Below are 24,840 nucleotides of genomic sequence, written 5' to 3'. Positions count from 1 at the left end.
TACAATAGGATCCAATCTAGCATTGTGTGCGTGTTCGCGCACTCGATTGCGACGATGTTTTCCTCCCATCGAGAAAGAAGATCGACATGTCAGACATCGTGGTCACGCTCCGAGACGGCAGATCGGTGCCATGCATCGTAAAAGGTTCTGGCGCACCGCTGTTGCTGATCCACGGGGCCGAGAGTGATCGGACGCAGTTCGCCGACCTGATGACACGGCTCCCATCCGGCCTGCAGGCAGTCGCCTACGATCAGCGCGACACCGGCGACCAGGTCAGCCCAGATGAGCACTACAAAATGGACGCCATGGCAGACGACGCCGCCGAGGTGATCGAGGCACTGCAATGGTCGAATGTGCACGTGCTCGGAACCTCGTACGGGGGGCGTGGTCGCCCAGTCGCTGGCGATCCGGCACCCGGAGCGGGTCAGGACACTGTCGTTGGTGTCGACCACCGGTGCGTACTCATGGCTGAGTGGATTCGCGGAGAAGTCGAAGAAGATGTCGGCCGCCGCGAGGGCCCAGACCATGCTCGACGCCGCGGTCAGCCCAGACGCGCGAGCGGCCGATCCAACGCTAGTGGACCGTATCCGGGCGGCCTTGGTGGACCGGACAGCCGAGCAGCACGCCCGGCGGATGAACGCACTGAAGCACCACGACTCGAGGCAGCAGCTTCACCGGATCGGTGTGCCCACTCTTGTTGTGCACGGCGCCGACGACCCGGTGATCCCAATCGCCGCAGGTCGGGAGTTGGCCGATCACATTCCTGGGTCCGCATTCTGGGAGATCCCGAACGCGCGGCACGCCACCGCGTTCGAGTACGGCGACGAGTTGTCCGGGAGGGTGGCGACTTTGGTGGAAGGCCGATGATCGTGCCGTGATCCGGGTTGGTCAAGCCACACAAAGAGGGTGCCTCCGAGCGGAGGCACCCCCTTCTGCGGTGGCTGATCTCAGTCGGTGAGGTGCTCCTCCAGGTCGTGGCCATGGCCACGGCGCCGGTACACGACGGCCCCGTAGATTGCGCCGATGACGGGGATCGCCGGCATGGCTGCGACGATCCAGGAATCGCTACCGGTGACGTCCTGGTAGTTGATCACGACGATGACCCCGATGGCGGTGAGCAGCAGACCCGAGATGGCCGGTGCGATCTTCGACGACCATGCGGTCTCTCCGTCGAGCCGACCACGCATCGAGGCGACGACAACACTGAGGGAGCAACCGATCATCAGCCGATGATCGACAGTGATGTGATGCCTGAGACCGCCGGGAAGAGATTGATGATGGGGTCGGACTCGGCGATGACAAACGGTACGAGAACGATCAGGGAGATGGCGATCTGAACGGCACACGACACCTGTGGCGTGCCGAAACGGGGGTGGACGTCAGCGCATCGCTCCGGCAACAGCCGCGACCGGCCGAGGGCGAACATGTAGCGCGCGGCCATGTTGTGGAAGGCAACCGCTGCGGCCAAGAAGCTGAAAGCGACGAGCAGGCTGAGCATCTCATCGGACCATCCACCGAGGTATTCGCTGGCGGTGGCGAAGATCAGGCTTCCTGGATCCTCGGCGGCCACGGTCTGGACGTCAGGAAACGCTGCCACGATCGACCACGTCGAACCCATGAACACCAGTACAAGAAGCGCCAGAGCGCAGTACGTCGCGACCTTGATGCTGCGCCGGGGTGCGCGCGCCTCCTCGCCGTAGATCGCCGTGGCCTCGAAGCCTGCGAATGACAGCACGCAGAACACCAGCGACAGTGCGAGGTTGCCTTCGAACATCCGGTCCGGGGCAAATACGTTGAGGGAGAAACCCTCCGGGCGTTGGACGAGGATTGCGATGCCAAGCCAGATGATGATGCCGAACTGGGCGATCGAGACCAATGAGGTCACCTGTTTCGTGATCTCCACACCCACCAGTCCGAGGACTGCGGTGATCACCAGTGCGATTGCGCCGTAGACGTACCAGGGCAGGTCGATGTCGGTCATCGTGCCCACCGCGATGTCGGCGAAATAACCGGTGGCAGCGATCATTCCAGCGGCAGCGAGGTTGTATGCGATCGTCGCCACGAATGCCGAACCGGCGCCGGACGCCTTGCCGAGACCGTAGCCGATGAATGCGTAGTAGGCACCGGCGTTGATGACCCGCCGACTGAGAACCACGTAACCGGCCGTGAAGATGGCGAGCAGGATGCCGACCAGGACAAGCAGTCCGACAAGTCCCTCACCGACTCCGAATGCCAGGCCGATCGAGAGGTTCGACGCCATCGCGGTCAGGGGAGCGGTCGCAGCGACGACCATGAACACCATGCCGGCGACGCCGATGGTGTTCTTCTTGAGTTGATGTGTTTCTACCGGGCTCGTGAGCTCGTCGTTGGGGACGGCCATGTCTTCTTCTCCTGGTGAGGGGATCTGTCTGTGGTGATCAGGGCGCACGGAATCGCAGTCGGGCATCGCCGCCCCGTGGTGGTGTTCTGCGTGGCGCCGCTGGGGCGCCGATGTTCAGATGGTGAAGGAATCAGCGATCGGCGGGTGTGGTGAACGACCCGCGATCGTTGTGCTGCCAAGGCAATTCGGTCTCGCTCGGCGAGGTCTCGAGCAGTTCTACGACGTAGTGGGTGACGGTCTCGTCACCAAGGTTGCGGATGCGGTGAGGATTGAGCGGCTTCGCCGATCCCACGGTCTTGTAGAGGACAAAGCCGGGCTCCGCGTGCTGCGTGATGCCCCATTCGTCGTCACCCAGCTCCTGCCCCTGGGCGTTGCCGGCTGCGGGCCAGATGACGACGTGATCGTGGTGGTGCTGATGGAAATCGAACATCCCCCCGGGTTCGAGCGTCATCGACCACACGCGCACTCGATCGTTTTCGAAGATGAGGGTGTCACCGGGCGTCGGGGGAATGGCGGTGCCGGGACGGGTCGGGGTGTCGGCCATGTGGTTGCTCCTAGCGGGTGGTGAAGTGCTGTGTCCAGTGTTGCTGATCTGAACGCGGTTCGTAGTTGGATCCAAGAAATTGAAACAGGATGCAACGGCGACCTTGCCACTTCGCGAACAGCCCGTCAATAGGAACGTCGGTTATCTACGCAGGTAGAAGATGTTTCGCGGACGTTACACCGCCTGGTTCGCGGTATGCGGTGGTCGGATGACCGTCGCGAGTTGCTCACGTAGTGGGCACCAACCCGTTCTGGTATGGCTACTATTCGAGTAGATAGGATCCAATAACGAGAGCCAGTGAGGTTGACGATGCCCTTCACGCCCCCGAGTGAGTTCCTCACCCGCCCAGACCTCAAGGGAACCTTCGGGATGTCGGCCTCGACGCACTGGCTGGCGTCGGGTGCGGCACAGTCGGTGCTGGAACGCGGTGGTAACGCCTTCGACGCAGCCACGGCTGCCGCGTTTGTGTTGCACGTTGTCGAACCGCATCTGAACGGCCCGGGTGGCGATATGGTCGGCATCGTCTCCCCGGTGGGCAGACCACCGCAGGTGCTGATGGGCCAGGGTCCGGCGCCGGCCGCAGCCTCCATCGCTCACATCCGTCGACTCGGTCTGGACATGGTGCCGGCGTCTGGTGCACTCGCCGCCGCGGTGCCGGGTGCGGTGGATGCGTGGTTGCTGCTCCTGCGTGACCATGGCACCTGGGAGCTGAGCGACATCCTCGATTACGCGATCGGCTACGCCGACAACGGCCACTGCCTGTCAGGACGAGCGTGCGCGGTGATCGGCACCGTCGCCGACCTCTTCTTCGAACACTGGCCGACATCGGCAGCGCTGTGGATGCCCGACGGTCGCGTGCCACTCGCCGACCAGTTGTTCAAGAATCCGGCGTACGCGGCGACTCTTCGACGGCTGATCGCCGCCGGCCGGGACCGACGTTCACGATCAGAGCGGATAGAAGCTGCGCGTACGGAGTGGGGCTCGGGGTCGATAGCGGCTGAGATCGATGCGTTTGTGCGACAACCGCATCGGCATTCGTCCGGACGGGACCATCGAGGGGTGTTGGCGCTCGCTGACATGGCGGCGTTCAGCGCCTGCTGGGAGCATCCGGTGGCCTTCGACTTCCATGGATCGACCATCCTCAAGTCCGATGCCTGGGGGCAGGGGCCGGTGTTGCTGCAGGCGCTGGCCATTCTCGACGAACTGCCCGACGAGGATGTCGATCCGTCGACCGCGGTCGGTGCACACAACGTCCTCGAGGCGCTCAAGCTGGCCATGGCCGATCGAGAGGCGTACTACGGCGACGGCCTCGACCGGTCGCAGCTCGAGGTGTTGCTGTCACGGGAGTACGCCGCCGTTCGCCGCAAAGAGATTGCGTGGCATGCGTCCAGCGAGTTCCGGCCCGGGGTGTGCGGCATCGAACCCTACGTGCCCCCTCTGGTGGAAGCGGCCGGCCAGGCGTCGGGCGGTGCGACCGGCGAACCGACCGTCACCGTCACCGGCGAGACGCGCGGCGACACCTGTCACATCGATGTCATCGACCGGTGGGGCAACGCGATCTCGGCGACTCCCTCGGGCGGGTGGCTGCAGTCGTCGCCGACCATTCCCTCGTTGGGTTTTGCTCTGGGAACACGACTTCAGATGACGTGGCTCGATGCCGCCAGCCCGTCTGCCCTTCGCCCCGGGAAGCGGCCGCGGACCACGCTGACCCCCACCATGGTGATGCGCGATGGATGGGCGGTTGCTGCGCTGGGCACGCCCGGTGGCGATCAGCAAGACCAGTGGCAACTCAGCTACCTCCTACGAACGCTTGTCGGCGGCTACACACCTCAGCAGGCGATCGATGCCCCGACGCTGCACACCACGTCGATGCCGGGCTCGTTCTGGCCACGCACCTGGGAGCCGGGAGGAGCAGTGGTCGAGGATCGGCTGGGGGACGGGGTGATCGGGGAGCTCGTCGCTCGTGGGCACCACATCACCCGCGCCGGTGATTGGTCACTGGGCCGGCTGAGTGTGGTCACCCGCGACCCGTCTTCCGGCGTACTCGGGTCGGCTGCCAATCCCCGTGGGGCACAGGGTTATGCAGTCGGGCGATGATCGGCGCGGACGATGGGATCTGTGACGGTCAGGGCGTGAAGGTCTCTTGTGATCGGCTGGTGATGAGTTCGCGAGCCCGGCGGGAGTGTTCGATCATCAGGTCCCGGGCAGCGTCGCCGTCCCGGCGGTCGATGGCTTCGACGATGCGTGCGTGCGCGTCGGCGTTCTCGGCCAGCAAGCGTGGGTCGGCATCAAGAGCCGTCCATGTGAGGTTGCGGGGGATCCGGTGATGCAGCGACGACACCGTCGCGGTGAGCTGAGTGTTCCCGCCCGCGTCCAGGATCGTGTCGTGAAAGGTGGAGTTGGCCTTGACCCAGCGCTTGCGAAGCTCTGCAGGCGTGGACTCCCCGTCGAGGGCAGCCTGCACGACGGCACGGAAATCATCGACGGCCGCGTAGAGAACCTGCAGTTGAGAGTGGGTGATCAACCGGGCTGCCTCGTGGGCGGCGTGCCCCTCGAGCAACGCCCTGACCTCGAAGACCTCGGTCAACTCGCGCAACGACGGCTGACGGGGCCGGGCTCCGCGGTTGGGGACGATCTCAACGACGCCCAGAGCCTGCAGTTGGCCGAGCGCTTCACGGATCGGCATCCGGCTCACGCCGAGTTCTCTGGCAAGCGACTCCTGGCGTATCCAGGTCCCGAAGTTGTACTCGCCGCGGCTGATTCGCTCCGCGATCGTGTCCACGAGCTGCTGGACCAGCGGCGAGGTGGCTCCGGCGGGCTCACCGCCGCCGTTCTGTGCCATCGATTTCCTTCCGCAGACGTCTCGAGGATTGGATCCAGATGAATGCTACTGACTCGGTCGGTGCAGTGTGGGCAATGGTACCCACGCCCTTCACACCAGGCGGCGAACGTATCTGCGAGCAGTCCCTCCGGGCGCTGACCCGCGAAATGCTCGGGCGAGGATGTACGGGATCGATCGCGCTCGGGGTCATCGCCGAACCGGCCTCGCTCTCGCTCGACGAGAAAATGACGGTGCTCGACGTCGTGATCAGCGCATCGCAAGGCGCTCCCGTCATCGCCACGGTCATGTCACTGGACCCGGCGGTCGCGGCGGACGAGGCGACGGCGCTCGGCACACGGTTCGGGACGTCGCTGGCAGGAGTGATGATCCCTGTTCGATCAAACGACGCCGATGTCGTAAGACGTTCAATTGTTGATACGCACGGCCTCAGCAATCTGCGGGTGATGGTGCAGGATCTGCCGTCGGCCACCGGTGTTCGCATCGACATCGACGATCTGGTCGGTGCACTGGCAGGTCTGGGACCATCGCTGATGGCGGTCAAAGCCGAGGCGCCGCCGACATTTTCGAGAATTCGCAGGCTTCGGGAAGACGTGGACACCGTGGTTGTCTCCGGTAACGGTGGCATCGGCGTGGTCGATGACTTCCTGGCCGGGGCCCGGTGGGCTGCTGCCGGGATCTCGCGTCCCGAGGTACTGGTGCAGGCAGTCAGGCGCATCGAGTCGGGCGACCTCGTGGGTGCACAGCGAATGATCGACCCCGTGGCCTCGCTGATTTCTTACGAGACCCAACCGGGCACGAGCATTGCGATCCGCAAGGAGCATTGGCGACGGCAAGGTGTCATCGCCGACTCGGCTGTCAGGCGACCTACGATGTCGTACGACCCGGCATTCGACGTCCACAGCGAGCGAATGGGTTTCGCTGCCGGCTGAGCCCACACCGTCCGTTGCCGAACTCAGCCCGCCCTACCAGTTGGAGCACCCGATGACATCCCCGAAAGAACCGGCACTTCTCGACCGCGTCGAAAGGCGGGGCCTGGTCCTGATGTTGGTACTGACGTTTGTCACCGGCGTGGTCGATGCGGTCGGCTACCTGGGGCTGGACCGTGTCTTCGTGGGGAACATGACGGGCAACATCGTCATCCTCGGAATGGGTGTCGCCGGCGCCGACGATCTCCCCGTCCTCGGACCCGCCATTGCGCTCGGCACCTTCGTGATCGGGTCTTTTGCCGCCGGAATGGTTTTGCGGCGCAGGCCGAAGGGCTGGACAACGGCCGTGACTGGTTGCCTTGCTGCGGGTTCGGTGATCCTCGCGGCCGCGGCGACAGCTGCCGCCCTCACCGACACCGAACACTCTGTGTCGGCTCAGATCTGCGTTGCCGCGGCAACGGCCGCCGCAATGGGCATCCAGGCGTGCGTGGCACGCAAGGTTGCCATCGCCGACATGACCACGGTGGTGGTGACCTCCACCCTGACATCGCTGGCCGCCGAGACATGGACGCGTGGTGGTCGAACCGCTCTGTGGAACCGTCGATTCGGCGCGATCGCAACGATTTTCGTCGGAGCGTTGATCGGCGCTCTGCTGCTGGCTGTGAGCGCCGTGGGTGTCGCGCTGGCCGTCGCCGCGGGGTTGTCGGTCCTGGTGACCGTGATCGGGCACATTCACATGCGAGCGTCGGCCTGAAGAAGTTGTGATCCGCTGTGCATCGGGAGTGGACTCCCGACCGTCACTGCTCTTGAGTGTGCGGTGCGGGCGGTATCCGGAAGCCCCGGAATGTGACCTGTTCGCGTACGCGGAAACCGAGTCGTTCATAGAGTGAGACGGCAGCGGTATTCGACTTGATCACGTGCAGGAACGGCCGATCACCGCGGGCCATGATGCTGGTGACAAGCGCGGTTACCAGTTGAGACGCGTAACCGCGTCCTCGAGCCCCGGGGGCCGTGCAGACTGCACTGATCTCAGTCCAACCCGGTGGCCGCAGCCGTTCACCGGCCATCGCCACCAGAGCACCGTCCTCACGAATTCCGATGTAGGTGCCCATCTCTGGGGTCTGCGGGAAGAACGGTCCGGGGCGGGTCAACGCGACGAGGTCGAGCATGGCGGGCACGTCCTTCGAACCCAGCTCGACCACGTCGACGCTTGCGTGCCCCCACGGTTCGTCGTCGTCGTAGATCATCTGAAAGCCGTCGAGATGGAACACCGGTTCCCAATCGGCCGGTGGCTCTGCGGTGGAGCTGAACATGTCGGCGAGCTCACCTGGGCCCACCAATTGCGCGAGATCGTCCCATCTGCGGGGATCTTGGTCACTGTCCACGGCCGCAAAGGTGGCGACGCCGGAACGGTATGCGCTGGCCCGGCCGAATCTGCGCGCGAGATGAGCGTGACGATGCCGCAGTGATTCACCGACTGGGTCCGCCAGCGGGCCGATGTCGCTCACCGGTGTGGAGCTGGTGTTCTTCTCAATGCCTGCCACCTCGCGAGTATGCACGACTCCTCCGTGGGGTTCAGTGCACACCGTGGCGCCGATCGCCGAGAATCCTGGTGGTCACCGCTGTCTCGATCTCCCGTGAGAACGACGCCGCCCTGGCTTTGACCGCCGCCTGCGCATTGCTGGAGATGAGGTCGAAGTTGATGGCGGCGGCGGCCCTCATCCCACCGGCTGCCGACGACCCGACCGTTGCCGAGAGGTCGGTGACATTGCCTGCAGCCCAGACACCTTCGATGTCGGTGCGACCCATCTCGTCAGTCGCCACGTAGAGGCCACCGGACATGTGGTCGGACAGCTTGCCGCCGAGCAGCTCGTAGACGTCGGCTCGTGCGACCATCCGCGGCATGACCGTGACGGCCTCGACATCAAAACGTCGTCCGCCGGCCACCTCCACTCCGCGCAGCGTGCCATCTTCGATGACAAGCTGCGTGACTCTCCCTTGCACCACAGACACATTCAGGGCAGCGAGCTGCAACCATTCGCTCTCGCTCGGTTCGGGCATCTCGTGCAAGAACAAGGTGACGTTGTCGCTGAGCTGGCGGAACAACAGCGTCTGGTGCACGCTCATGGCTCCGGTGCCGAGCACCCCGAGCTTGCGTCCGCGCACTTCCCAGCCGTGGCAGTACGGGCAGTGCAGCACGCTCGATCCCCACAGCTCGGCCACGCCGGGAATGTCGGGGAGTTCGTCGATGAGGCCCGTCGCCAGCAGGAGTCGGCGGCAGTTGACGGTGTGGCCGTCGGTGAAGTCGACCTCGAAACCGTCGGTGTCGCGTCGGACCGCCGACACGCTGCCGGTCGTGATCTGCGCGCCGTAGTGCTTCGCTTCGCGTCGGCCCTTCGCCAGCAGCTCAAGTGGTGAGATGCCCTCGTTGCCGAGCAGATTGTGCGCGCCGTCTGCCTTGGCGTTGCGTGGTTCGCCGCCATCGATGACCAGGACCGTGCGAAGCGACCGCGCCAGGGTCGTCGCTGCGCCCAGCCCAGCCGGTCCGCCGCCGATGACGACCACGTCGTAGAAGTTGTCAGTCGAGTTCATGAATCCTCCTTGAGGTGCTCATCGCCTATCGATGGGCACGATTCAAGGTGGTTCAAGGTTTCGAGATCCGGCAAGTATTCTTGCTGGATTGGCAACTTGTGGGCGGGTTCGGGTGTAGGACGGGTTGTGTCGCCACCGCGGGCGCGGGTCAGAGAAGCTCAGGAAACCGGGCCAAGCTGAGGCCGGCAACGCCGGTCATGAAACCCGCGCGCGCTCGGTCTGCGGGCCGAGCGTTGGTCGGTATCGCGAGCGAAGCTCTGGGCCCGCTCGCGAAACTGGGCGTTGCGTCGTCTGTAGTCCGAGCGTGTGCCGGTTTGGCGAGCGCTCCTGGCGGCCCGGTCACGAAACTCGAGCGTCGGCCGGTACCGCGAGCGCACACCCCCACCCAACGACAAAAGGCGACGCGGTGAACACCGCGTCGCCTCTGCCTTGTCGTACTGGCTACTTGGTTTTCGGGTTGTCCGCTGCAGCGATCTCGACTTCGGCTGTGGCCTGGATCAGCGCCAGCAGTTCCTTGTCGAGGCCGGGTGCGAACTCTTCCTTGCGTTCCGGCGCGATGGTCATGGGGAAGCCCTCGGGCATCACGGCAGTCGACAGTTCGGTGCCGTCATTCGACGGTGACGCTCCGCGGTAGAGCTTGGCGGCTTCACTCTGGTCGTCAGCGCTGAAGGTGTACTGGATGCTCTGCAAACCCTTGTCGATGAGCTTCTTGACCTCCGGGAACGATTCGGCATTCGTCTTGGGAATCGGCAGCACCTTGCCCCAGTTGACGCCGAGACTCTCCAGTGCTTGGCGAAAGCGTTCTCGTGGGCCTGATCGCGCACGATCAGATAAGAAATCGTCGAGCGCGCCGCTTTGTTGTCGGTCATCTCGTAGATCCGGCATTTCTGCAGTCGACCGGTCGACTCCAACATCAGGTTGTACAGCAGGTCGAGGACCAGGTTCCCGCTGTTGTAGACATACGACCCCGACCACGGGTTACCGGCGGCGTCCACAGGCAGCGCGCCCTGCGCGCCCACCAGGTAATGGTGGATGTTGCTGGTGTCGAGAGCGATCTTCAGCGGCGTCGCGCCCTTGGCACCAGGCTTGTCGACGGGATCGGTCTTTTTGCCGTTGTACTCGGGTGACCCGTCCAGGAGCCGGGAAATGGTGGTTCCGATCAGCTCGACGTGGCTGATCTCCTCGGTCCCCACGCCCTGGAGCAGGTCTTTGTATGCCTTGGACGACGCATCGCCGCGGAAGTTCATCGACTGGAAGAGGTACTGCATCATCGTGCGCATCTCGCCGAACTGACCACCCAGACCCTCTTGCAGCGCGTTCGCGGCTGCGGGATCGGGCTCGTCGATGGCGATCTCATTGATCAACTGCTGTGTGTGCAAGTACACGATTTCTCCTCAAGATTATTTCGGTGAAACGACCGGAAAACATAAACTGAATGCATTTGTTCACCGACTCAAAGCGGGCGGCAACGGCGTCTTTGTATTCGCCCACCGCATTCGGAGCAACCGGTCAGTCCTCTAGTACCCATGTAATCTCAGATCAAACCGACGTGTCCGTATTAGGGATGTCAAGCGTTCAACCGCGGGTCGTAGGTTGGGTCCGGATACATTGCGGGGGAGCCCTTCTCAATTGCGTCGAGGCGCATTTCGAAGTGCCACGGCTCGTTCTGATAGATGCGGCACAGCCCGTACCGTGCACCGTGCGTGGACAGCCACGCCGCCGCCCGTGGGGGCCCGACGTCGATGGCGTCTCCGGAGACATGTGCCGATCTCTCCGGCGCGGCGACCCACCGTGCCGCCTCTGCGCGCGAGCCGAACTTCAAGACCGCGTCCTGAAGGAGCTGCGCCTGATAGGCCGGGGAACGCCATCCGCTGTTGACCTGCAAATCGACGCCTTCGGCTGCCGCGTCAACGGCCGCGCGGCGAACGGCACGGAGGAGGTCGCGGTGGACGTTGGCCACACCCGGGAGGTGCTCGTCGAACACGGAGGTGCCTGGGGGCAGGACTCCGTCATCCTCGGACAGGACGCGGTGACCGTTGGTCGCGCTACTAGGTGCCGGTGCTGTGCGGGTCATGGTTCCAGTGAAGGAACTCCCGTGTTGCCAGCGTGTATGTGCTTTTCGGTATGTCGACGATATGCGGCGGCTCGTAGCATCAGCGAATGCGTGTTTTGGTGGTCGAGGACGAACCGTTGATGGCCGAGGCCATCCGGGATGGGCTGCGCCTTGAGGCGATTGCCGCCGATACTGCCGGTGATGGCGACACCGCTCTCGAGTTGTTGAGCATCAACTCCTATGACATCGCTGTGCTCGACCGCGACATCCCCGGGCCGTCCGGCGATGAGATCGCCGAGAGCATCGTCGCTTCCGGCAGCGGGATGCCGATCTTGATGCTGACGGCGGCCGACCGGCTCGACGACAAGACAACCGGGTTCGAGCTGGGTGCCGACGACTACCTCACCAAGCCGTTCGAATTGAAAGAGCTCGTGCTCCGGCTCCGCGCGCTCGACCGCAGGAGGACACGCAACAGGCCGCCCGTACGGGAGATCGCGGGGTTGCGCGTGGACGCATTCCGCCGGGAGGTCTACCGGGATGGTCGGTATGTGGCGTTGACCCGCAAGCAGTTTGCTGTGCTCGAAGTCCTCGTCACCGCTGAAGGAGGTGTGGTCAGCGCCGAAGAACTTCTGGAGCGGGCATGGGATGAGAATGCGACCCCTTCACCAATGCGGTGCGGATCACGGTCTCGGGATTACGGAAGCGGCTTGGTGAGCCCTGGCTGGTCGCCACCGTGCCGGGAGTCGGGTATCGGATAGACACGGCGGCCAGCACGGACGACGTAGGAGAAGGACGTGGATAGGAAGCCCGGGTTGAGTGTCCGACTCAAACTCACTCTCAGCTATGCCGGGTTCCTCATGCTCGCGGGAGTTCTGCTGCTCGGTGCAGTGCGGGTGTTCCTGCTGCGCTACGTACCGGAGGTTGCCGAGATGAACTCGGGCGGGATGCCGAGGATGCCGGGCTCCGGCCCCGACCGCTCCGACCTGGAGGACGCTTTCATACCCAAGGCGGCCGCCGCGATGGCGTTCCTGCTTGTGTTCGGCCTCGTGGGAGGCTGGATCCTCGCCGGACACATGTTGGCACCGCTGACGCGGATAACCACCGCCACCCGGCTGGCCGCGGGTGGGTCACTGTCCCACCGGGTTGCACTCGAGGGCCGCAACGACGAGTTCCGCGAGCTCGCCGACAGCTTCGACGCAATGCTCGCCCGACTCGAAGCGCACGTCGCGGAACAACAACGGTTCGCCGCCAACGCTTCTCATGAGCTGCGCACTCCACTGGCCATCACACAGACCCTTCTCGATGTGGCACGCAGCGACCCGAACCGCGACACCGGAGATTTGATCGACCGCCTCTATTTTGTCAACTCGAGGGCGATAGATCTCACGGAAGCGCTCCTGCTGCTCAGCCGTGCCGACCAGCGCGTGTTCAGTCGGGATCACGTCGACTTGTCCCTCATCGCCGAGGAAGCCGTCGAAACCCTTCTTCCCCTTGCAGAAGACCGTGGCCTGACCATCGAGACCGTCGGTGACATCGCTTCCACCGCCGGTTCACACGCACTGCTGCTCCAGATGGTGACCAACCTGGTTCACAACGCGATCGTCCACAACCTGTCCGAATCGGGCACGGTGTGGATCAGCACGACTGTCGGGCCCGACGCGGTTGTTCTCACGGTGGACAACACCGGCGACAAGCTGACCGCTCGAGCGGTTTCCACGATCACCGAGCCATTCCAGCGGGGTACCGCCCGTGTTCGAGACGGCCACGCGGGTGTGGGTCTCGGTCTGGCCATCGTCAAGAGCATCGCCCACGCACACGACGGAACGCTGACCCTCACGCCGCGGCCGGCCGGAGGCCTGCGCGTCATCGTCCGATTGCCCGCGGCAGGTGAGCGCATCGTCAGGTGAAGTCGGCCCTTACTCCGTTGATGTGCGTCGGTCGGCGACAACATTCAGTACATGGCGGGCGAGAACCACGTCGGCATCCGGTGCGCCTGATGCCGATGCCGCGGCCGACATCGCCTTGAGTCGAACGTGATTCGTGAGCAACGGGATCAACGTGGTCTCGATCCAGGTCGTGTCGAGGCACGCGTCTTCGATCTCTATCGCGCCGCCGGCCGCCACAACCGGCGCTGCGTTCAACCGCTGCTCGCCCCCGCGCAACGGCAGCGGTACGTACGCTGCCGGTAGGCCGACGGCGCCGAGTTCTGCGCACGTCATGGCGCCAGAACGGCAGATCGCGAAATCTGCTGCAGCGTAGGCATATTGCATGTCGTCGACATACGGGACAACGACATAGGGTGCGCCCTCGAAGTCGCCACCGGGAACATCGATCCGGCGCTGAGGTCCCGTGATGTGCAGTACCTGCACACCGTGTGCCCGCAGTGACGGCGCCGCACCGGAGACCGCCGCGTTGATGGTTCGGGCACCTTGGGATCCGCCGGTCACCATCAGGACCGGCAGGTCGGTTCGCAGGCCGAATCGGCGGCGGGCCGCGTCGCGCAGACTGAGACGATCGAGCTGAGATATGTCCGGGCGCATGGGTATTCCGATGACCTCGGCGTGTGGCAGGCGAACACCGGGCGCGCCGGTGAACACATGTGTCGTGAGTCGGGCGCCGAGCCGGTTGGCCATGCCGGGCTGGGCGTTCGCCTCGTGCACAACGATCGCGAGACCACGCATGCGTGCGGCGAGATACGCCGGCGCGGAGACATATCCGCCGAAACCCACCAGAACCTCCGCGTGGGCCCTGTCAAGGACCGCACCCGCAGACCGTACCGAAGCGCACAGCCTCGTCGCAGGTTCAGCAGCGCACGGTTCAGTCGGCGGGGTAGCGGAACCGGTGGTATCAGTTCAAGCCGGTATCCCCGTGACGGGATCAGGGTGGTGTCGAGTCCGCGAGTGGTACCGAGCGACGTGATGACGGCAGTGGGTTTCAGGCTGTGGAGTGCGTCGGCGAAGTTCAACATCGGCTCGATGTGGCCGGCTGAATGTCCCCCGGCCACAACCACACGCGGAGCCGGTACCGGGCCGGCTGTCACGTGATCGGGAAGTCGAAGTAGGTGTCGGGGTGGGGCTCGTCCCTCAGTGTGTAATGCCACCACTCACTGTCGTACGAGGCGAAGTCGCACGCCTCCATGAGGGAGCGCAAACACTCGCGATTCCTGGCCGCGGCGGCTGTGGTCCCGGGCGCGCCATGATGCGAGATGGGATCCATCAGGTCATGCCCGCCACCCATGGCAGCGAGTTCTCCGGTGTCCAGGTGGTACAGCGTCAGGTCGGTGGTGCTACCCCGGCTGTGGCCCGATTTGTAGGCCACATAACCTTTGTCGAACATCTCGGTTCTGCTGATGTTGGGGTGGTACCGGGACTTCGTCTTCGCGTCATCGGGCTGCTGTGCCCAGCGGACGAAGCAGTCGACGGCGCACTGAGGACGGTAGCCGTCCCAGAGCAGCAGGCCGAACCCGAGTGATGCGGCCTTGTCCCTCACCTGCTCGAGGGCCGAGCACAGGGCTCGCGTGCCGACTATCCGATTGGCGAGGTACCCGTCCACGGGTTTGCCGGTGAAGTTGTCCCACGTCGCATACTTGGCGTCCCAACGTATGCCGGACACGAACTCATCGACGTAGACGAAATCGGCATTCATGAGTACGCACCGGCCAACGTCATGGAGACCATGTGGTCGATCACGTCGGACAACGACATGCCGGCAGCGGCCATCATTCTCGGGTAGCGGCTGTATGAGGTCAGTCCTGGCAGGGTGTTGACCTCGTTGAGGATCACCTGCCCGTCCTCGGTGAGGAACATGTCGACGCGGGACAGCCCCCGGCAGCCCAAAGCGCGGTAGATGGCCTTCGCTGTCTCCTGCACATGTGCTCGCGACTCGGCGGATATGTTCGCGGGAACGGTGACGGTCGAGTTCTCCGAACCACTTTCCGGATTCGCCTCTTGATGAATTCGAAAGAAGCCGTCGGACAACGTGATCTGGTCGACCTCCCCGACGATCACGTCGCTGCTGGTGCCCAGCATGGCGCAGCCGACTTCGCTGCCGAGAACTGCCTCCTCGATGAGAATCTTCGAATCATACTGGCGTGCATCGGCAATGGCATTCGCGAGCTCGCCCGGACCCCGCACCTTGCTGACGCCGAACGACGACCCGGAGCGTGCCGGTTTGACGAAGACCGGGTAGGGAAGTTGATCGGCGTCGACGTCTCCCTGGACACCGACAACCCAGAAGTTCGGCGTGGCGATTCCCGCGCTTCTGGCGACGGTGTACGCGAGTGATTTGTCCATACAGAGGGCTGAGCTCTGGATGTCGCAGCCAAGGTAGGGAATGCCGGATAGTTCCAGCAGTCCCTGGATGGCCCCGTCCTCGCCGAGGGTGCCGTGCAGAACGGGAAGCACCAGATCCAGACGCATGATCTCGTAGCGTCCGTGGTCAAGGACCAGCAACCCGTGGACGCTTCGGTCGGGAGACAGCAGCGCCGGTCGAGATTCGGCTGTTTCCCAACCGTATTCAGGGTTGTCGCACAGCCGCCAGGCGCCACTTCTGGTGATGCCGATGTAGAAGGGCTCGTACTTCGCGAGGTCCACGTGCTTGGCCACCTCCTGCGCGGACTTGACCGAGACGGGGTGTTCCTCGGAACATCCGCCGAAGATGATTCCGATGCGCAACCTAGCCATGATGTTCCCTCTCGAATCTCAAGCAGTTGACGATGGAGTTCTCGACCGTGTCGCGCAGTGCGTGGTCGGTGTAGTAGGCGGTGTGCGGACTGACGATCACGTTCGGCATCCTCTGCAAACGCGACAGGAGGGTGCTTCTGAGCGATCGAGTCCTGCAGTCCGCGTAGAAAATCCCCTCCTCGCCCTCCACCACATCGAGGGCCGCGCCACCGAGGTCGCCCCTCTCCAGCGCACCTACGAGCGCCTCGGTGTCGATGAGCGAGCCCCGGCCGGTGTTCACGATGTACGCGCCGCGCTTCATCCGGCCGAGTCGTTCGCGATCGAGGAGGTGGTGTGTTCCCGCGTGGAGCGGTGTGTGCAGGGTGATGAGGTCACTCTGCTCCACCAGTTCGTCGAGGTCGACGAAATCGATGCCAACCGTGGGGCGGGTGTCGTAGGCCAGGATGCGGCTACCGAAGCCTCGCAGTCGATTCATGACGGCGGTGCCGATGCGGCCGGTGCCGATCACTCCCACGGTCATATCGCGCAGTTCTCGACCGCGAACCTCACTCAACCGGTAGTCGCTGACGTCCGTGCGTCTGATGACCGACTTCGCATCTCGCACGGACATCAACATCAGCATCACGGTGTAGTCCGCGACGCTGTCGGGGGAGTAGCTGACATTCCCGACCGAGATGCCCAGCCGCCGAGCATATTCGACGTCCAGATGGTTGTAACCGATGCTCCTGGTGGAGATGTACTCCACACCGGCCCGGCTGAGTGCCACCAAGGTAGGATTCGACACCGGTGTCTTGTGCCCGATGCTGATGCAGCGATTCCCCTCTGCCAGCCCTGCATTGGAGGTGGAAACCGTTGCTGCCGTGATGGTCATCGCCACACCCAGCTCGAGCGCCATCTCTTCGAAGAGGTGGGCTTCGTCGTGCTCGCAGCCGTACACCGTGATTCCCACGAAAGGTGCGGGCGTTGCGGACGAACCGACAGGCATCGGCCGGTGGGCCGCCTGGTGTACTGATGTGCTGTAGGGCATGCCCACAGTCAAGACAGGCGGGTGTTGCCAGGACGTATGAGGAAATCGATACGCCGACGATACGTGCCGCTTCTGGTTGTGCTTACGGCATCACGCCGTGTGAAGGGTCAATCCTGTTGCAAGGCCTCCTGGTCGCGGCCTGCCATATCTCCGGTTCCGGGAGTCCCATCGGCGAGTTCATAGCGCAGATAGACGGTGCCGCGAGGCCCCGCTGCCGGTGGTTCGACGAGGGTGAGATTGGTGGGAACGGCACCGCCATCGAATATCTTCTTGCCGACTCCGAGCATGATGGGATGAAGCCACAGATCGATCCGGTCGAACAGCTTGTCGCGCAACAGGGTCTGTACGAGGTTCAGACTTCCGACGACCTTGATGTTCTCGTGCCGCTCACGGATCTCGTCCACCGCATCGGACAGATTCGGTCCGAGTTGAGAAGAGCCTGCCCACGAGAGGTCCGGCTTGCCGCGTGAGGCGACGTACTTGGGGATGCGGTTGAACAACGTGGCGATCTCGTTGTCGGGGCCTTCCTCCTGATGAGGCCAATGTGCAGCGAAGATGTCGTAGGTTCGTCGGCCGAGAAGAAGGGCGTCGGTGCCCTCGTAAGCAGCGCCGACCTGGCCCCCTGCGACCTCGTCGAACAGTGGTGCCTGCCAGCCACCGAACGGGAACCCGATCGGGTCCTCGTCGGGTGCGCCGGGCGCCTGTCCGACGAGGTCGAGGGTTGCGAACAATTCCAGGTATATCTTGCCCATGGTGTGCTCCCGATGAAGTGATCTGGCCGTCGAAGAGTGGACCCCGCAACTCGTCGGAACTCATCGGTGACAAGGCCGGGACGTCAGTACAGGGTTTGGTAGGCGACCTCGATGTCCTCGTCGATGCGGTGCGCGGTGGCCTCATCACGCTGCAACTGAGCGGCCATGATCTCGCCGGTGGTCGGTACCTCTCCCGGTGACGCAAGACTCGCGGGGTCCCACAACTTGGATCGCAGAATGGCCCTGCCACAGTGTAGATATGCCTCGTCGACCTCGACGACGAGAGCGAGTCCGGGAGTTTTGTCCTTGGCCGCGAGTTGGGGCAGGAGGTCAGGATCCTCGGTCAGGTAGCCATTCCCGTTGATACGCAAGGTCTCGCGATGACCGGGCACAAGAAAGATGAGACCGATGCCGGGGCGGGACAAGATGTTCTCGAACGAATCGATCCGCTTGTTGCCGATGCGGTCGGGGATGGCGATGGTGGTGTCGTCGAGAACTTTCACGAATCCTGGCTGGTCGCCGCGTGGAGAGCAGTCGGCGGATCCGTCGTCGTTGGAGGTGGCCATGCACAGGAACGGCGAACGTGCGATGAACCGGCGGAAGCTGGGGTCGATGGTGCGTTGCACTTTTGTCACCGCCAGGCCCGCGGGCTCACCGATCAACTCCCTGACCCGGTCATGCGACATGCGGCTCGGACGTCCCGTGGGGGCGGGCCCACCTGATGTCGATGTCATGGCAGAAACGCCCTTTCGATGGTCGGATTGATCCGTGTGAAGGATCAGCCGGTCTGGATCAGTTCGGGCGGGACCTCTTTGCCGTCTGCGATGGCCGCGAAGAACGCGGTGGTGTTGTCGCCCCAGGCAAGTGAGTCACCGTCATCGGTGAAGATCGACCCGTCGTTGGGAGTGGTCACCGTGACCGGGTCACTGCGCAGGGCCCACGCGAGGCGTGCGAGATGCCATATGTGGTCGCCGTTGTCGACCGTCAGGGAGCTCACGGTCCCGTTCACCAAGGGCCAGAAGCGGAACGGGTTCAGGATTGTCGAGGCGCTGGTTGCCTTCTTCATCAGCGCTGCCATGAACTTGCGCTGGTTCACCACACGCTCGAGGTCGGCGTTCGCGAATGCGCGGGTGCGGACGAACCCCAGGGCCTCGCGGCCGTTCAGGGTCTGGCAACCGGCCTTGAGGTCGATTCCGGCGAGCGGGTCGTTGATCGGGGCGTCGAGACACATCTCGATACCACCGACCGCATCGACCATCTTGTCGAATCCGCCGAAGCCGATTTCTGCGTAGTGGTCGATCCGCAGGCCGGTGTTGGTCTCGATGGTCTGTACCAACAACTTCGGGCCGCCCAGGTTGAAGGCGGCGTTCACCTTGTGTGAACCCTGACCGGGGATGTCGACGTAGAGATCTCGCGGGATGGAGATGATCATCGGCTTACCGCCCGACCCGAAATGGACCAGCATGATCGTGTCTGTCCGAGAGCCCTCGCTGTCGCCTGTCGAGAGAGCTTGACGCTCGGCCTCACTGAGGTCGGCGCGGGAATCAGAGCCGACCAGCAGCCAATTGGTGCCGGCGCTGCTCGCGACCCGTCCCTCGTAATTGGACAGGGCGTCGACGCGATTGAGTTTGGTGTCGAAGTAGACGAGCAGGCCGACGGTGCCGAGCACCATCACCAGCAGCAGGATCAGGACAGTACGCACGATCGGGAGCCGTCTGCGGCGGCGCGGCGGTGGTGGCGGTGGGACCGTACGGTCTCGGCGGCGATCCCCCGGATCGCGCGGAGGTTGCCGCGGCGGCCGGTTGTAGGCGACCACCGGGGGTGGTCCCTGAGCAGGTCGCGATGTTCGGGTCTCGGGCGCGCCGGACTCCGACCAAGCGCGGGCGGGTTGGTAGTCCTGCGGGCGTGGGTGGCGGACCCGTGAGGCGACCGCGGTGGTGCGGCGGGAGGTGGGGCCTGACGCGGCGGACCCTGCCCTGGGACACGTCCGCGGAATGGGTCCTGCTGTGGTGGGCGCCCGGGAACCGGGCCGGGCCTTTCGTTGGGTTGGCCACCACCGGGGCCCGGGACCATCCGCCGGGTCGGCCCCCCGGGCTGGGGCGGTTGTCCCTGACGGGGACGTCCCGCGCCGCCTGGGCGGCGGATGAACGGCTCGTCCTGGTCAGTCATTGCACAGACTCTACTGAAGAACGCAGGGCCGAACGCGACTCAATTCGCTTCCAGCCACCCGAGGTGGTCCTTCAGCATCGCGTACCCGACAAAGGCGACCGTATCGATGAGTGCATGCCCGATGACCAGCGGCCACACTCGATTGGTTCGCTGGAAAACGCGGCCGTAGACGAGGCCCATGACGACGTTGCCGAGTCCACCGCCGACACCTTGGTAGAGGTGATAGCTACCGCGCAGCACAGCAGAGAACAGGAGGCTGCGGTTCTCGCTCCATCCGAGTTGTCGCAGCCTGGTGATGATGTAGGCCACCACGAGGAACTCTTCGGCTGCCGCGTTGCCGATTGCCGCGAACACCAACATCGGCAATCTCCAGAATGTCTCGTCGAGATTCGACGGGAGAACCTGGACGTTGAGATCCAAAGCCCTTGCGACAACGTAGAGACCCAGGCCGGGTATCCCGATCAGCGCGGCCAGCCCGATTCCCAGGGGGAGATCGAAGCGCGCCTTGATGCGCGGAAAACCGATGCGTGCCAAGGGAACCCCGGCACGCCAGATCAGGTACACCGCCAGTGCGGCGATGCCGAACAATCTGCAGGCATCAAGCAGTTGGTAGAAGAAGTCGATGAGACCGAGATCGGATGCGCTGTTGTTCAGTGCGACGGCGCTGCCGCCCACCCCGCGCTCGGACATGGCGGTTTCGATGAGCGAGAGAAGAGAACGAGCGCCCGACAACCCGAAGGTGAGGACGAGCACGATCGTGATCTCGATACCGATCGCGCGTCGCTGACGGGGATCGGTGATCACCTCCGGCTGCGCCGGTCGTGTCGGCTGTAGCCACGGGCGCAGGTTCACCCGGTCGAGATTACTGGCGCTTTCTGCGCAGCGTCGTCAGCTCTGGCCGGGCAGGCTGTTGATGTAAGGGCAGCCGGCCAGGGCTCGCAGGGCACGCGACAACTCGAAGACGTCGTGAACCGGTCGTGGGAACGACAGCCGAACATCGGAATCGCTCTCGGGTCCCTCGATACGGAGCCGGACGCCGAAGCGGTCGATACCCAACGGACGCACCTGGCCTTCGCGCAATTCTGCCGGCAACCGGCCGCTCAGCGCGGCGACCAGATCGGCGTGATCCTCGTCGAGGTGGGCGACCCAATCGGCCTCCAGCTCCCAGAAGGGGTCCGGCGCGGCGGCGGCCAACTCAGGCGTGGACACCGAGGCGGCTCCGGACGAATTGGCAAGAACCGCGGAGCTCAGGTTCAGGCGGAGCAGCGAGTAGCCGTGACCGATGTCGAGCAGTCCCGCCGAGGGGTGGTCGGTGGCGATCTCACAAGCCAGATCCCGTTCGAGATCCGAGGGCACCGAGTGCAGTGCCCCGTTGAGCCAGATCAGGGAACGGACCTGTTCCCGTAGCTCGATGGGGGCGAGGTCGGTCACCTCGACCATCGCCGGCAGTCCCGCTGAACCGGCCTGCCAAGCCAGCGCGCACGCGGCGGAGTCGGAGGGTACGAGAACAAAGGCCTGCGAGTCGTACAGGTGCACCATCGTCACCGGCGAGGGTTCGCTGCCCTCGATCGCGAGCATTGCCTCGGTGACGCGCATGCAGGCGGTACGGATCAGCTCGGCGTCTGACGGTCGTGCGGTGGCGATTTTCGACATCTGCTGTCCTCGATGGTCGGCGGAAGGGTGTCACCCTGTCTGCTCGGTGTAGGTAACCCTAACCTAATCACGGGTTGCTTCGGCTCGCAAGCTTTCTGGCGGCTCCGGTTCACTGCCGTAATCTTCAAATCGTGCCTGCGATCGCCTACTTCGGACCCTCCGGAACGTTCACCGAGATGGCTCTGGAGCAACTGCTCACCGAGAATCCGTCGTTCGGGGACGACGGTGATGTCGAACGAGTCAGTGCCACGAGCCCGGGCCGAGTGATCGATCTCGTCCGTCGAGGTGAGGTCGCCTACGGATGCGTCCCGATCGAGAGCTCGGTGGAAGGCTCCGTGCCGGCGACCCTGGACGCGCTGATCAAGGGCTCGAGGGTGCAGATCTTTGCCGAAACCGTTCTGGACATCGCCTTCACGTTGGCCACCCGGGGGCCGATGGCCTCCTCGGACATCACGACGATCGCCGCCTACCCGGTGGCCTCGGCACAGGTTCGCGAGACGCTCGAGCGCGACTACCCGGGGGCGCAACTCGTCACCAGCGGATCCAATTCGGCGGCTGCGCAGGACGTGGTGGAAGGTCGGGCGGATGCCGCGATCACCACGCCCCTGTCGGTCCGGCTCTACGGCCTGCACGCGTTGGCGACGGGCGTCGCCGATTCGGCCGAGGCCAACACCCGCTTCGTGCTGGTGGGCCGGCCCGGTCCGGTCCCCGCTCGCACCGGCCGCGACCGCACGTCGGTGACCCTGGACCTGCCCAACGTCCCGGGTTCGCTGATGGCTGCCATGTACGAGTTCGCGACGCGCGGCATCGACCTGACGCGTATCGAGTCACGACCCAGGCGGGAGCCAGGCGGCTTCTTCTTCAATCTCGATGTGGTGGGCCATCTCGACGATCCGCCCATCGCCGAAGCGCTCGGGGCCCTCCATCGGCGCGCGACGGCGATGCACTTTCTCGGCTCGTGGCCGTCGGCCCGGCCCAACGGCACCCCGCCGCCCAGCCATCAACACAGCGATCAGTGGCTCGAATCGATCAGGCAGGGTCTGGACCGATGAGCTCATTGCATCTCGTCCGGCACGGCGAGACCACCTCGAATGTGCTCCAACGACTCGACACCGCATTGCCAGGCGCGGGTCTCACCGACTTCGGCGCACGTCAGGCCGCCAGGTATGCGCTCGAACGACCTGACGTCGCGGACCCGGTGCTGTTCTCGTCGCAGGCCCTGCGCGCCCGGCAGACGGCCGACCTGATCGGTTCGGTGTGGGAAGTGCAGAACCAGGTACTCGACGGCTTGCACGAGGTGCAGGTCGGCGACCTCGAAGACCAGACATCCGAAGACGCGCACAAGGTGTTCTCCACCACGGTCCGAAGCTGGTTCGCCGGCGACCTCGGCGCGCGGTTGCCCGGTGGTGAATCACTGAACGACGTCTACGAACGTTTCCTGCCTGTCATCGAGGACATCGCCGACCGGTACCTGCAGGCCGACGACTCCGGTCCCGATGTGCATCTGGTGAGTCACGGCGCAGCCATCCGGCTCGTCGCAGCCCGCCTGGTGAACATGCCGACCGAGTTCGCGCTCGCCCACCACCTCGGGAACACAGGATCGATCGAACTGACCCGGACCGCCGACGGATGGACATGCCTGCGGTGGGGGAGCGAATTGCCGCCGTTCCGGCGTGACGACGAACCAGAGCTCGCCCGCGACCCGATGGGCTAGCCGTGGCGGTTTGGCTGGTCGGGGTGGCCCGCGCTCCGGTCTCAACCCCACCCGTTGGCGTGGAGCCAATCGTCGGAGATCCCGAAGTGATGTGCGATCTCATGGACCACCGTGATCGCGACCTCTGAGATCACCTCGTCCTCGCTGTCGCACATGTCGAGGATGGGCTCGCGGTAGATGGTGATGGTGTCCGGAAGGGTGCCGCCGTAGTGGCTGTCGCGTTCGGTCAGTGCGATTCCGTAGTACAGCCCGAGTAGGTCGGGTTCCTCGGGATGGTGCGGCTCGACCAGGACCACCACGTTGTTCATCGCAGCGGCGAGTTCTTCGGGGATGGTGTCGAGCGCATCGGACACCAGTTCGTCGAACGCTTTGTCCGACATGACAACCGGCATCGGTCAGCCACCACCGCCGCCGGCCGGCGCCGGGGTTTCGATCGGATTGGGTTCGATGCCGGGGGGCAGTGGCACCGGCGATGGGATGAGGCGTCCAGGAGGCTCGGCGGGTGGCGGGGTGGGCACCTTGCCGTTGATGAGCAGGGTCCCGGTCGCGGCGTCGCCGACCAGCGTCGCGAATCCGCCCTGATCAGGCAAGCCGATGTAACACACCACTTTTCGGCTACCTGCCAGCCAACTCGGCTCGGCGAGTGTGGACCACTGCAGGTTGAGGGTGGTCTGTGTCAGCTTGTCGGGGCCGCCGAGGAACTGGCTGGTGACGTCGGGGCAGGTGGTCTTGAGATAGTTGTCCTGTTCGGCCACAGGGGGATACGGCGCACCCGCCCCCGTGGGGTCGAACCTCGCCGAGAGGTCGACCACAGACGTGACTTGAAAAGCGTGGGGCTCAGCGCAATCCACCGGGTCGGTGGGCTTGCGGGTGGCCGGGTCGATCCCGATACACGTGCCCTCTGGCCACTGCTGTGACTGGTCCTGGTCACGCACCAGACCGGCGAACGGCTTCAACGTTCCGGTGGTGCCCGACAACTGCAGCCCACAACGCAAACTGCGCTCACCGTCTGTCCACTGCTGTTGAGAGGGATACATCAGCCCGACCGAGAACCGCCCGGCCGGATCGAGCTGCCCGCCGAGGTAGTTGTTCACCACCACCGGGCAATGTTCGTCGCGAATTGCGGTGAACTGCTCGGCGGTGGGCCACGGTGCGTCCTCGCCGAACTGAACACCCGGGTAAGCAGCGGTGTCCACTGATCCGGCGACCTCGAACATGTGCTCGGCGGTGCAGTCGACCTTGGACTGTTTGGCCGGTAGGTCCACCGGCCAGGTCAGGCAGTCGCCGGCAACCGACTCCGAGAACGGGCTCGACCGCGCCGACGTCTTGGCGTCGCCGATCTCTTCTCCGTCGACCTTGCCGGGATCGTCGAAGCCACCCAGCACAGCAACCACGCCTGCGCAGATCACCGCACCCGCGAGGATGGCGGCAAGCAACACCCTGACCGGGTGTCGAAGCACATGACCCAGTCGATCCCGTCGGCCGTCTCTGTCAACCATCGGTGTC

General features: G+C 64.4%; 26 protein-coding genes and 3 pseudogenes. 9 read left to right on the top strand and 20 right to left on the bottom strand.

Annotated features, from left to right (window positions below; all coding sequences use genetic code 11):
* Positions 1–86 precede the first annotated feature (86 nt).
* Both W823_RS59475 and W823_RS0127900 read left to right on the top strand, forming a co-directional pair.
* A pseudogene (locus tag W823_RS59475) lies at positions 87–326 on the top strand (alpha/beta fold hydrolase); the annotation flags it as partial.
* A gap of 25 nt (positions 327–351) precedes the next feature.
* Entirely contained in the window at positions 352–867 is a 516-nt protein-coding gene (locus tag W823_RS0127900; protein ID WP_081729619.1) for an alpha/beta fold hydrolase, read from the top strand.
* An 80-nt stretch (positions 868–947) separates the two neighbouring features.
* On the opposite strand, the gene W823_RS58325 is transcribed toward W823_RS0127900, so the two are convergent.
* The 3 genes from W823_RS58325 to W823_RS34705 form a co-directional block, all read right to left on the bottom strand.
* Entirely contained in the window at positions 948–1,223 is a 276-nt protein-coding gene (locus tag W823_RS58325; RefSeq protein WP_200866345.1) for a hypothetical protein, read from the bottom strand.
* Positions 1,223–2,380, bottom strand: a complete 1,158-nt coding sequence (locus W823_RS34710; protein WP_200866344.1) for an APC family permease — start codon at positions 2,378–2,380, stop codon at positions 1,223–1,225. The genes W823_RS58325 and W823_RS34710 overlap by 1 nt, the downstream gene beginning before the upstream one ends.
* A 130-nt stretch (positions 2,381–2,510) precedes the next feature.
* Positions 2,511–2,924 (bottom strand): hypothetical protein, encoded by a 414-nt coding sequence (locus W823_RS34705; RefSeq protein ID WP_023954992.1) that lies wholly within the window; start codon positions 2,922–2,924, stop codon positions 2,511–2,513.
* 309 nt (positions 2,925–3,233) lie between these two features.
* On the opposite strand from W823_RS34705, the gene W823_RS0127890 reads away from it, so the two are divergent.
* Positions 3,234–5,021: a gamma-glutamyltransferase family protein gene (locus tag W823_RS0127890; protein ID WP_031331364.1), complete on the top strand. Its 1,788-nt coding sequence runs from the start codon at positions 3,234–3,236 to the stop codon at positions 5,019–5,021.
* Between the two features lie 28 nt (positions 5,022–5,049).
* Here the strand turns inward: W823_RS0127890 and W823_RS34700 are convergent, their stop codons facing one another.
* On the bottom strand, positions 5,050–5,766 hold the full coding sequence (locus W823_RS34700; protein ID WP_023954986.1) for a GntR family transcriptional regulator: 717 nt from the start codon (positions 5,764–5,766) through the stop codon (positions 5,050–5,052).
* 38 nt (positions 5,767–5,804) lie between these two features.
* Between W823_RS34700 and W823_RS34695 the strand changes: the two genes are divergently transcribed.
* Together W823_RS34695 and W823_RS34690 are read left to right on the top strand one after the other, a co-directional pair.
* On the top strand, positions 5,805–6,695 hold the full coding sequence (locus W823_RS34695) for a dihydrodipicolinate synthase family protein (protein WP_081729618.1): 891 nt from the start codon (positions 5,805–5,807) through the stop codon (positions 6,693–6,695).
* 52 nt (positions 6,696–6,747) lie between these two features.
* A complete protein-coding gene (locus tag W823_RS34690) occupies positions 6,748–7,446 on the top strand; it encodes a YoaK family protein (protein ID WP_023954982.1) in 699 nt (232 codons plus the stop codon).
* 43 nt (positions 7,447–7,489) lie between these two features.
* Here the strand turns inward: W823_RS34690 and W823_RS34685 are convergent, their stop codons facing one another.
* From W823_RS34685 to W823_RS34670, 5 genes are all read right to left on the bottom strand, one after another.
* Positions 7,490–8,236, bottom strand: coding sequence for a GNAT family N-acetyltransferase (locus W823_RS34685; protein ID WP_023954980.1), 747 nt, complete (start codon positions 8,234–8,236; stop codon positions 7,490–7,492).
* A gap of 31 nt (positions 8,237–8,267) precedes the next feature.
* Positions 8,268–9,284, bottom strand: a complete 1,017-nt coding sequence (locus tag W823_RS34680; protein ID WP_023954978.1) for an NAD(P)/FAD-dependent oxidoreductase — start codon at positions 9,282–9,284, stop codon at positions 8,268–8,270.
* Between the two features lie 441 nt (positions 9,285–9,725).
* On the bottom strand, positions 9,726–9,866 hold the full coding sequence (locus W823_RS58630; RefSeq protein ID WP_235189396.1) for a hypothetical protein: 141 nt from the start codon (positions 9,864–9,866) through the stop codon (positions 9,726–9,728).
* Positions 9,866–10,669 carry a manganese catalase family protein gene (locus W823_RS34675; RefSeq protein ID WP_235189394.1) on the bottom strand — a complete coding sequence of 268 codons (804 nt, stop codon included), beginning with the start codon at positions 10,667–10,669 and terminating at the stop codon, positions 9,866–9,868. The genes W823_RS58630 and W823_RS34675 overlap by 1 nt, the downstream gene beginning before the upstream one ends.
* 182 nt (positions 10,670–10,851) lie before the next feature.
* Entirely contained in the window at positions 10,852–11,358 is a 507-nt protein-coding gene (locus W823_RS34670) for a M15 family metallopeptidase (RefSeq protein WP_023954976.1), read from the bottom strand.
* An 86-nt stretch (positions 11,359–11,444) separates the two neighbouring features.
* On the opposite strand from W823_RS34670, the pseudogene W823_RS34665 reads away from it, so the two are divergent.
* Together W823_RS34665 and W823_RS34660 are read left to right on the top strand one after the other, a co-directional pair.
* A pseudogene (locus W823_RS34665) lies at positions 11,445–12,139 on the top strand (response regulator transcription factor).
* On the top strand, positions 12,132–13,244 hold the full coding sequence (locus tag W823_RS34660) for a HAMP domain-containing sensor histidine kinase (RefSeq protein WP_031331359.1): 1,113 nt from the start codon (positions 12,132–12,134) through the stop codon (positions 13,242–13,244). Before W823_RS34665 ends, W823_RS34660 begins: the two are co-directional and overlap by 8 nt.
* Positions 13,245–13,253: 9 nt before the next feature.
* Here the strand turns inward: W823_RS34660 and W823_RS34655 are convergent.
* From W823_RS34655 to W823_RS34620, 9 genes and pseudogenes are all read right to left on the bottom strand, one after another.
* Positions 13,254–14,305 (bottom strand): annotated as a pseudogene (locus W823_RS34655) (glycosyltransferase).
* Between the two features lie 68 nt (positions 14,306–14,373).
* On the bottom strand, positions 14,374–14,982 hold the full coding sequence (gene vanX, locus W823_RS34650; protein ID WP_023954972.1) for a D-Ala-D-Ala dipeptidase VanX: 609 nt from the start codon (positions 14,980–14,982) through the stop codon (positions 14,374–14,376).
* The gene (gene vanA / locus W823_RS34645) at positions 14,979–16,019 is read right to left on the bottom strand and encodes a D-alanine--(R)-lactate ligase (RefSeq protein ID WP_031331356.1); all 1,041 of its coding nucleotides are present in this window, start codon (positions 16,017–16,019) and stop codon (positions 14,979–14,981) included. The genes vanX and vanA overlap by 4 nt, the downstream gene beginning before the upstream one ends.
* Positions 16,012–17,004: a D-isomer specific 2-hydroxyacid dehydrogenase family protein gene (locus W823_RS34640; RefSeq protein ID WP_023954968.1), complete on the bottom strand. Its 993-nt coding sequence runs from the start codon at positions 17,002–17,004 to the stop codon at positions 16,012–16,014. The genes vanA and W823_RS34640 overlap by 8 nt, the downstream gene beginning before the upstream one ends.
* A gap of 149 nt (positions 17,005–17,153) precedes the next feature.
* The gene (locus W823_RS34635) at positions 17,154–17,798 is read right to left on the bottom strand and encodes a dihydrofolate reductase family protein (protein WP_023954966.1); all 645 of its coding nucleotides are present in this window, start codon (positions 17,796–17,798) and stop codon (positions 17,154–17,156) included.
* Between the two features lie 83 nt (positions 17,799–17,881).
* Positions 17,882–18,532, bottom strand: a complete 651-nt coding sequence (locus tag W823_RS34630; RefSeq protein WP_081729617.1) for an MSMEG_1061 family FMN-dependent PPOX-type flavoprotein — start codon at positions 18,530–18,532, stop codon at positions 17,882–17,884.
* A 44-nt stretch (positions 18,533–18,576) separates the two neighbouring features.
* Entirely contained in the window at positions 18,577–19,500 is a 924-nt protein-coding gene (locus W823_RS0127870; protein ID WP_369792571.1) for an LCP family protein, read from the bottom strand.
* A gap of 506 nt (positions 19,501–20,006) precedes the next feature.
* Complete coding sequence (locus W823_RS34625; protein ID WP_023954963.1) at positions 20,007–20,819, bottom strand: CPBP family intramembrane glutamic endopeptidase; 813 nt, start codon at positions 20,817–20,819, stop codon at positions 20,007–20,009.
* A 36-nt stretch (positions 20,820–20,855) separates the two neighbouring features.
* On the bottom strand, positions 20,856–21,620 hold the full coding sequence (locus tag W823_RS34620) for a DUF2470 domain-containing protein (protein WP_023954961.1): 765 nt from the start codon (positions 21,618–21,620) through the stop codon (positions 20,856–20,858).
* A 131-nt stretch (positions 21,621–21,751) separates the two neighbouring features.
* Between W823_RS34620 and pheA the strand changes: the two genes are divergently transcribed.
* Positions 21,752–22,672, top strand: a complete 921-nt coding sequence (gene pheA / locus W823_RS34615) for a prephenate dehydratase (RefSeq protein ID WP_023954959.1) — start codon at positions 21,752–21,754, stop codon at positions 22,670–22,672.
* On the top strand, positions 22,669–23,334 hold the full coding sequence (locus W823_RS34610; RefSeq protein ID WP_023954957.1) for a histidine phosphatase family protein: 666 nt from the start codon (positions 22,669–22,671) through the stop codon (positions 23,332–23,334). Before pheA ends, W823_RS34610 begins: the two co-directional genes overlap by 4 nt.
* Positions 23,335–23,375: 41 nt before the next feature.
* Here W823_RS34610 and W823_RS34605 read toward each other — a convergent pair whose 3' ends face one another.
* Together W823_RS34605 and W823_RS34600 are read right to left on the bottom strand one after the other, a co-directional pair.
* The gene (locus W823_RS34605) at positions 23,376–23,726 is read right to left on the bottom strand and encodes a metallopeptidase family protein (protein WP_023954955.1); all 351 of its coding nucleotides are present in this window, start codon (positions 23,724–23,726) and stop codon (positions 23,376–23,378) included.
* 3 nt (positions 23,727–23,729) lie between these two features.
* Positions 23,730–24,833 (bottom strand): septum formation family protein, encoded by a 1,104-nt coding sequence (locus W823_RS34600; RefSeq protein WP_023954953.1) that lies wholly within the window; start codon positions 24,831–24,833, stop codon positions 23,730–23,732.
* Between the last annotated feature and the right edge of the window lie 7 nt (positions 24,834–24,840).

Source organism: Williamsia sp. D3 (assembly GCF_000506245.1).
In the GTDB taxonomy this organism is placed as follows: domain Bacteria; phylum Actinomycetota; class Actinomycetes; order Mycobacteriales; family Mycobacteriaceae; genus Williamsia; species Williamsia muralis.
The sequence above is the reverse complement of the archived record's forward strand: the minus strand, read 5'-3'. Positions and strand labels throughout refer to the sequence as shown.

Bases quoted from the DNA above. Each gene is read 5' to 3' on its own strand.
- W823_RS0127890 (WP_031331364.1), top strand. From the start codon at position 3,234: ATGCCCTTCACGCCCCCGAGTGAGTTCCTCACCCGCCCAGACCTCAAG.
- W823_RS34670 (WP_023954976.1), bottom strand. From the start codon at position 11,358: ATGACCCGCACAGCACCGGCACCTAGTAGCGCGACCAACGGTCACCGC.
- vanX (WP_023954972.1), bottom strand. From the start codon at position 14,982: ATGAATGCCGATTTCGTCTACGTCGATGAGTTCGTGTCCGGCATACGT.
- vanA (WP_031331356.1), bottom strand. From the start codon at position 16,019: ATGGCTAGGTTGCGCATCGGAATCATCTTCGGCGGATGTTCCGAGGAA.
- W823_RS0127900 (WP_081729619.1), top strand. From the start codon at position 352: ATGTGCACGTGCTCGGAACCTCGTACGGGGGGCGTGGTCGCCCAGTCG.
- W823_RS34635 (WP_023954966.1), bottom strand. From the start codon at position 17,798: ATGGGCAAGATATACCTGGAATTGTTCGCAACCCTCGACCTCGTCGGA.
- W823_RS34600 (WP_023954953.1), bottom strand. From the start codon at position 24,833: ATGGTTGACAGAGACGGCCGACGGGATCGACTGGGTCATGTGCTTCGA.
- W823_RS34700 (WP_023954986.1), bottom strand. From the start codon at position 5,766: ATGGCACAGAACGGCGGCGGTGAGCCCGCCGGAGCCACCTCGCCGCTG.
- W823_RS34620 (WP_023954961.1), bottom strand. From the start codon at position 21,620: ATGTCGAAAATCGCCACCGCACGACCGTCAGACGCCGAGCTGATCCGT.
- W823_RS34640 (WP_023954968.1), bottom strand. From the start codon at position 17,004: ATGCCTGTCGGTTCGTCCGCAACGCCCGCACCTTTCGTGGGAATCACG.
- W823_RS34680 (WP_023954978.1), bottom strand. From the start codon at position 9,284: ATGAACTCGACTGACAACTTCTACGACGTGGTCGTCATCGGCGGCGGA.
- W823_RS34630 (WP_081729617.1), bottom strand. From the start codon at position 18,532: ATGACATCGACATCAGGTGGGCCCGCCCCCACGGGACGTCCGAGCCGC.
- W823_RS34695 (WP_081729618.1), top strand. From the start codon at position 5,805: ATGAATGCTACTGACTCGGTCGGTGCAGTGTGGGCAATGGTACCCACG.
- W823_RS34710 (WP_200866344.1), bottom strand. From the start codon at position 2,380: ATGGCCGTCCCCAACGACGAGCTCACGAGCCCGGTAGAAACACATCAA.
- W823_RS58630 (WP_235189396.1), bottom strand. From the start codon at position 9,866: ATGCCCGAGGGCTTCCCCATGACCATCGCGCCGGAACGCAAGGAAGAG.
- W823_RS58325 (WP_200866345.1), bottom strand. From the start codon at position 1,223: ATGATCGGTTGCTCCCTCAGTGTTGTCGTCGCCTCGATGCGTGGTCGG.
- W823_RS34610 (WP_023954957.1), top strand. From the start codon at position 22,669: ATGAGCTCATTGCATCTCGTCCGGCACGGCGAGACCACCTCGAATGTG.
- W823_RS34705 (WP_023954992.1), bottom strand. From the start codon at position 2,924: ATGGCCGACACCCCGACCCGTCCCGGCACCGCCATTCCCCCGACGCCC.
- W823_RS34690 (WP_023954982.1), top strand. From the start codon at position 6,748: ATGACATCCCCGAAAGAACCGGCACTTCTCGACCGCGTCGAAAGGCGG.
- W823_RS34605 (WP_023954955.1), bottom strand. From the start codon at position 23,726: ATGCCGGTTGTCATGTCGGACAAAGCGTTCGACGAACTGGTGTCCGAT.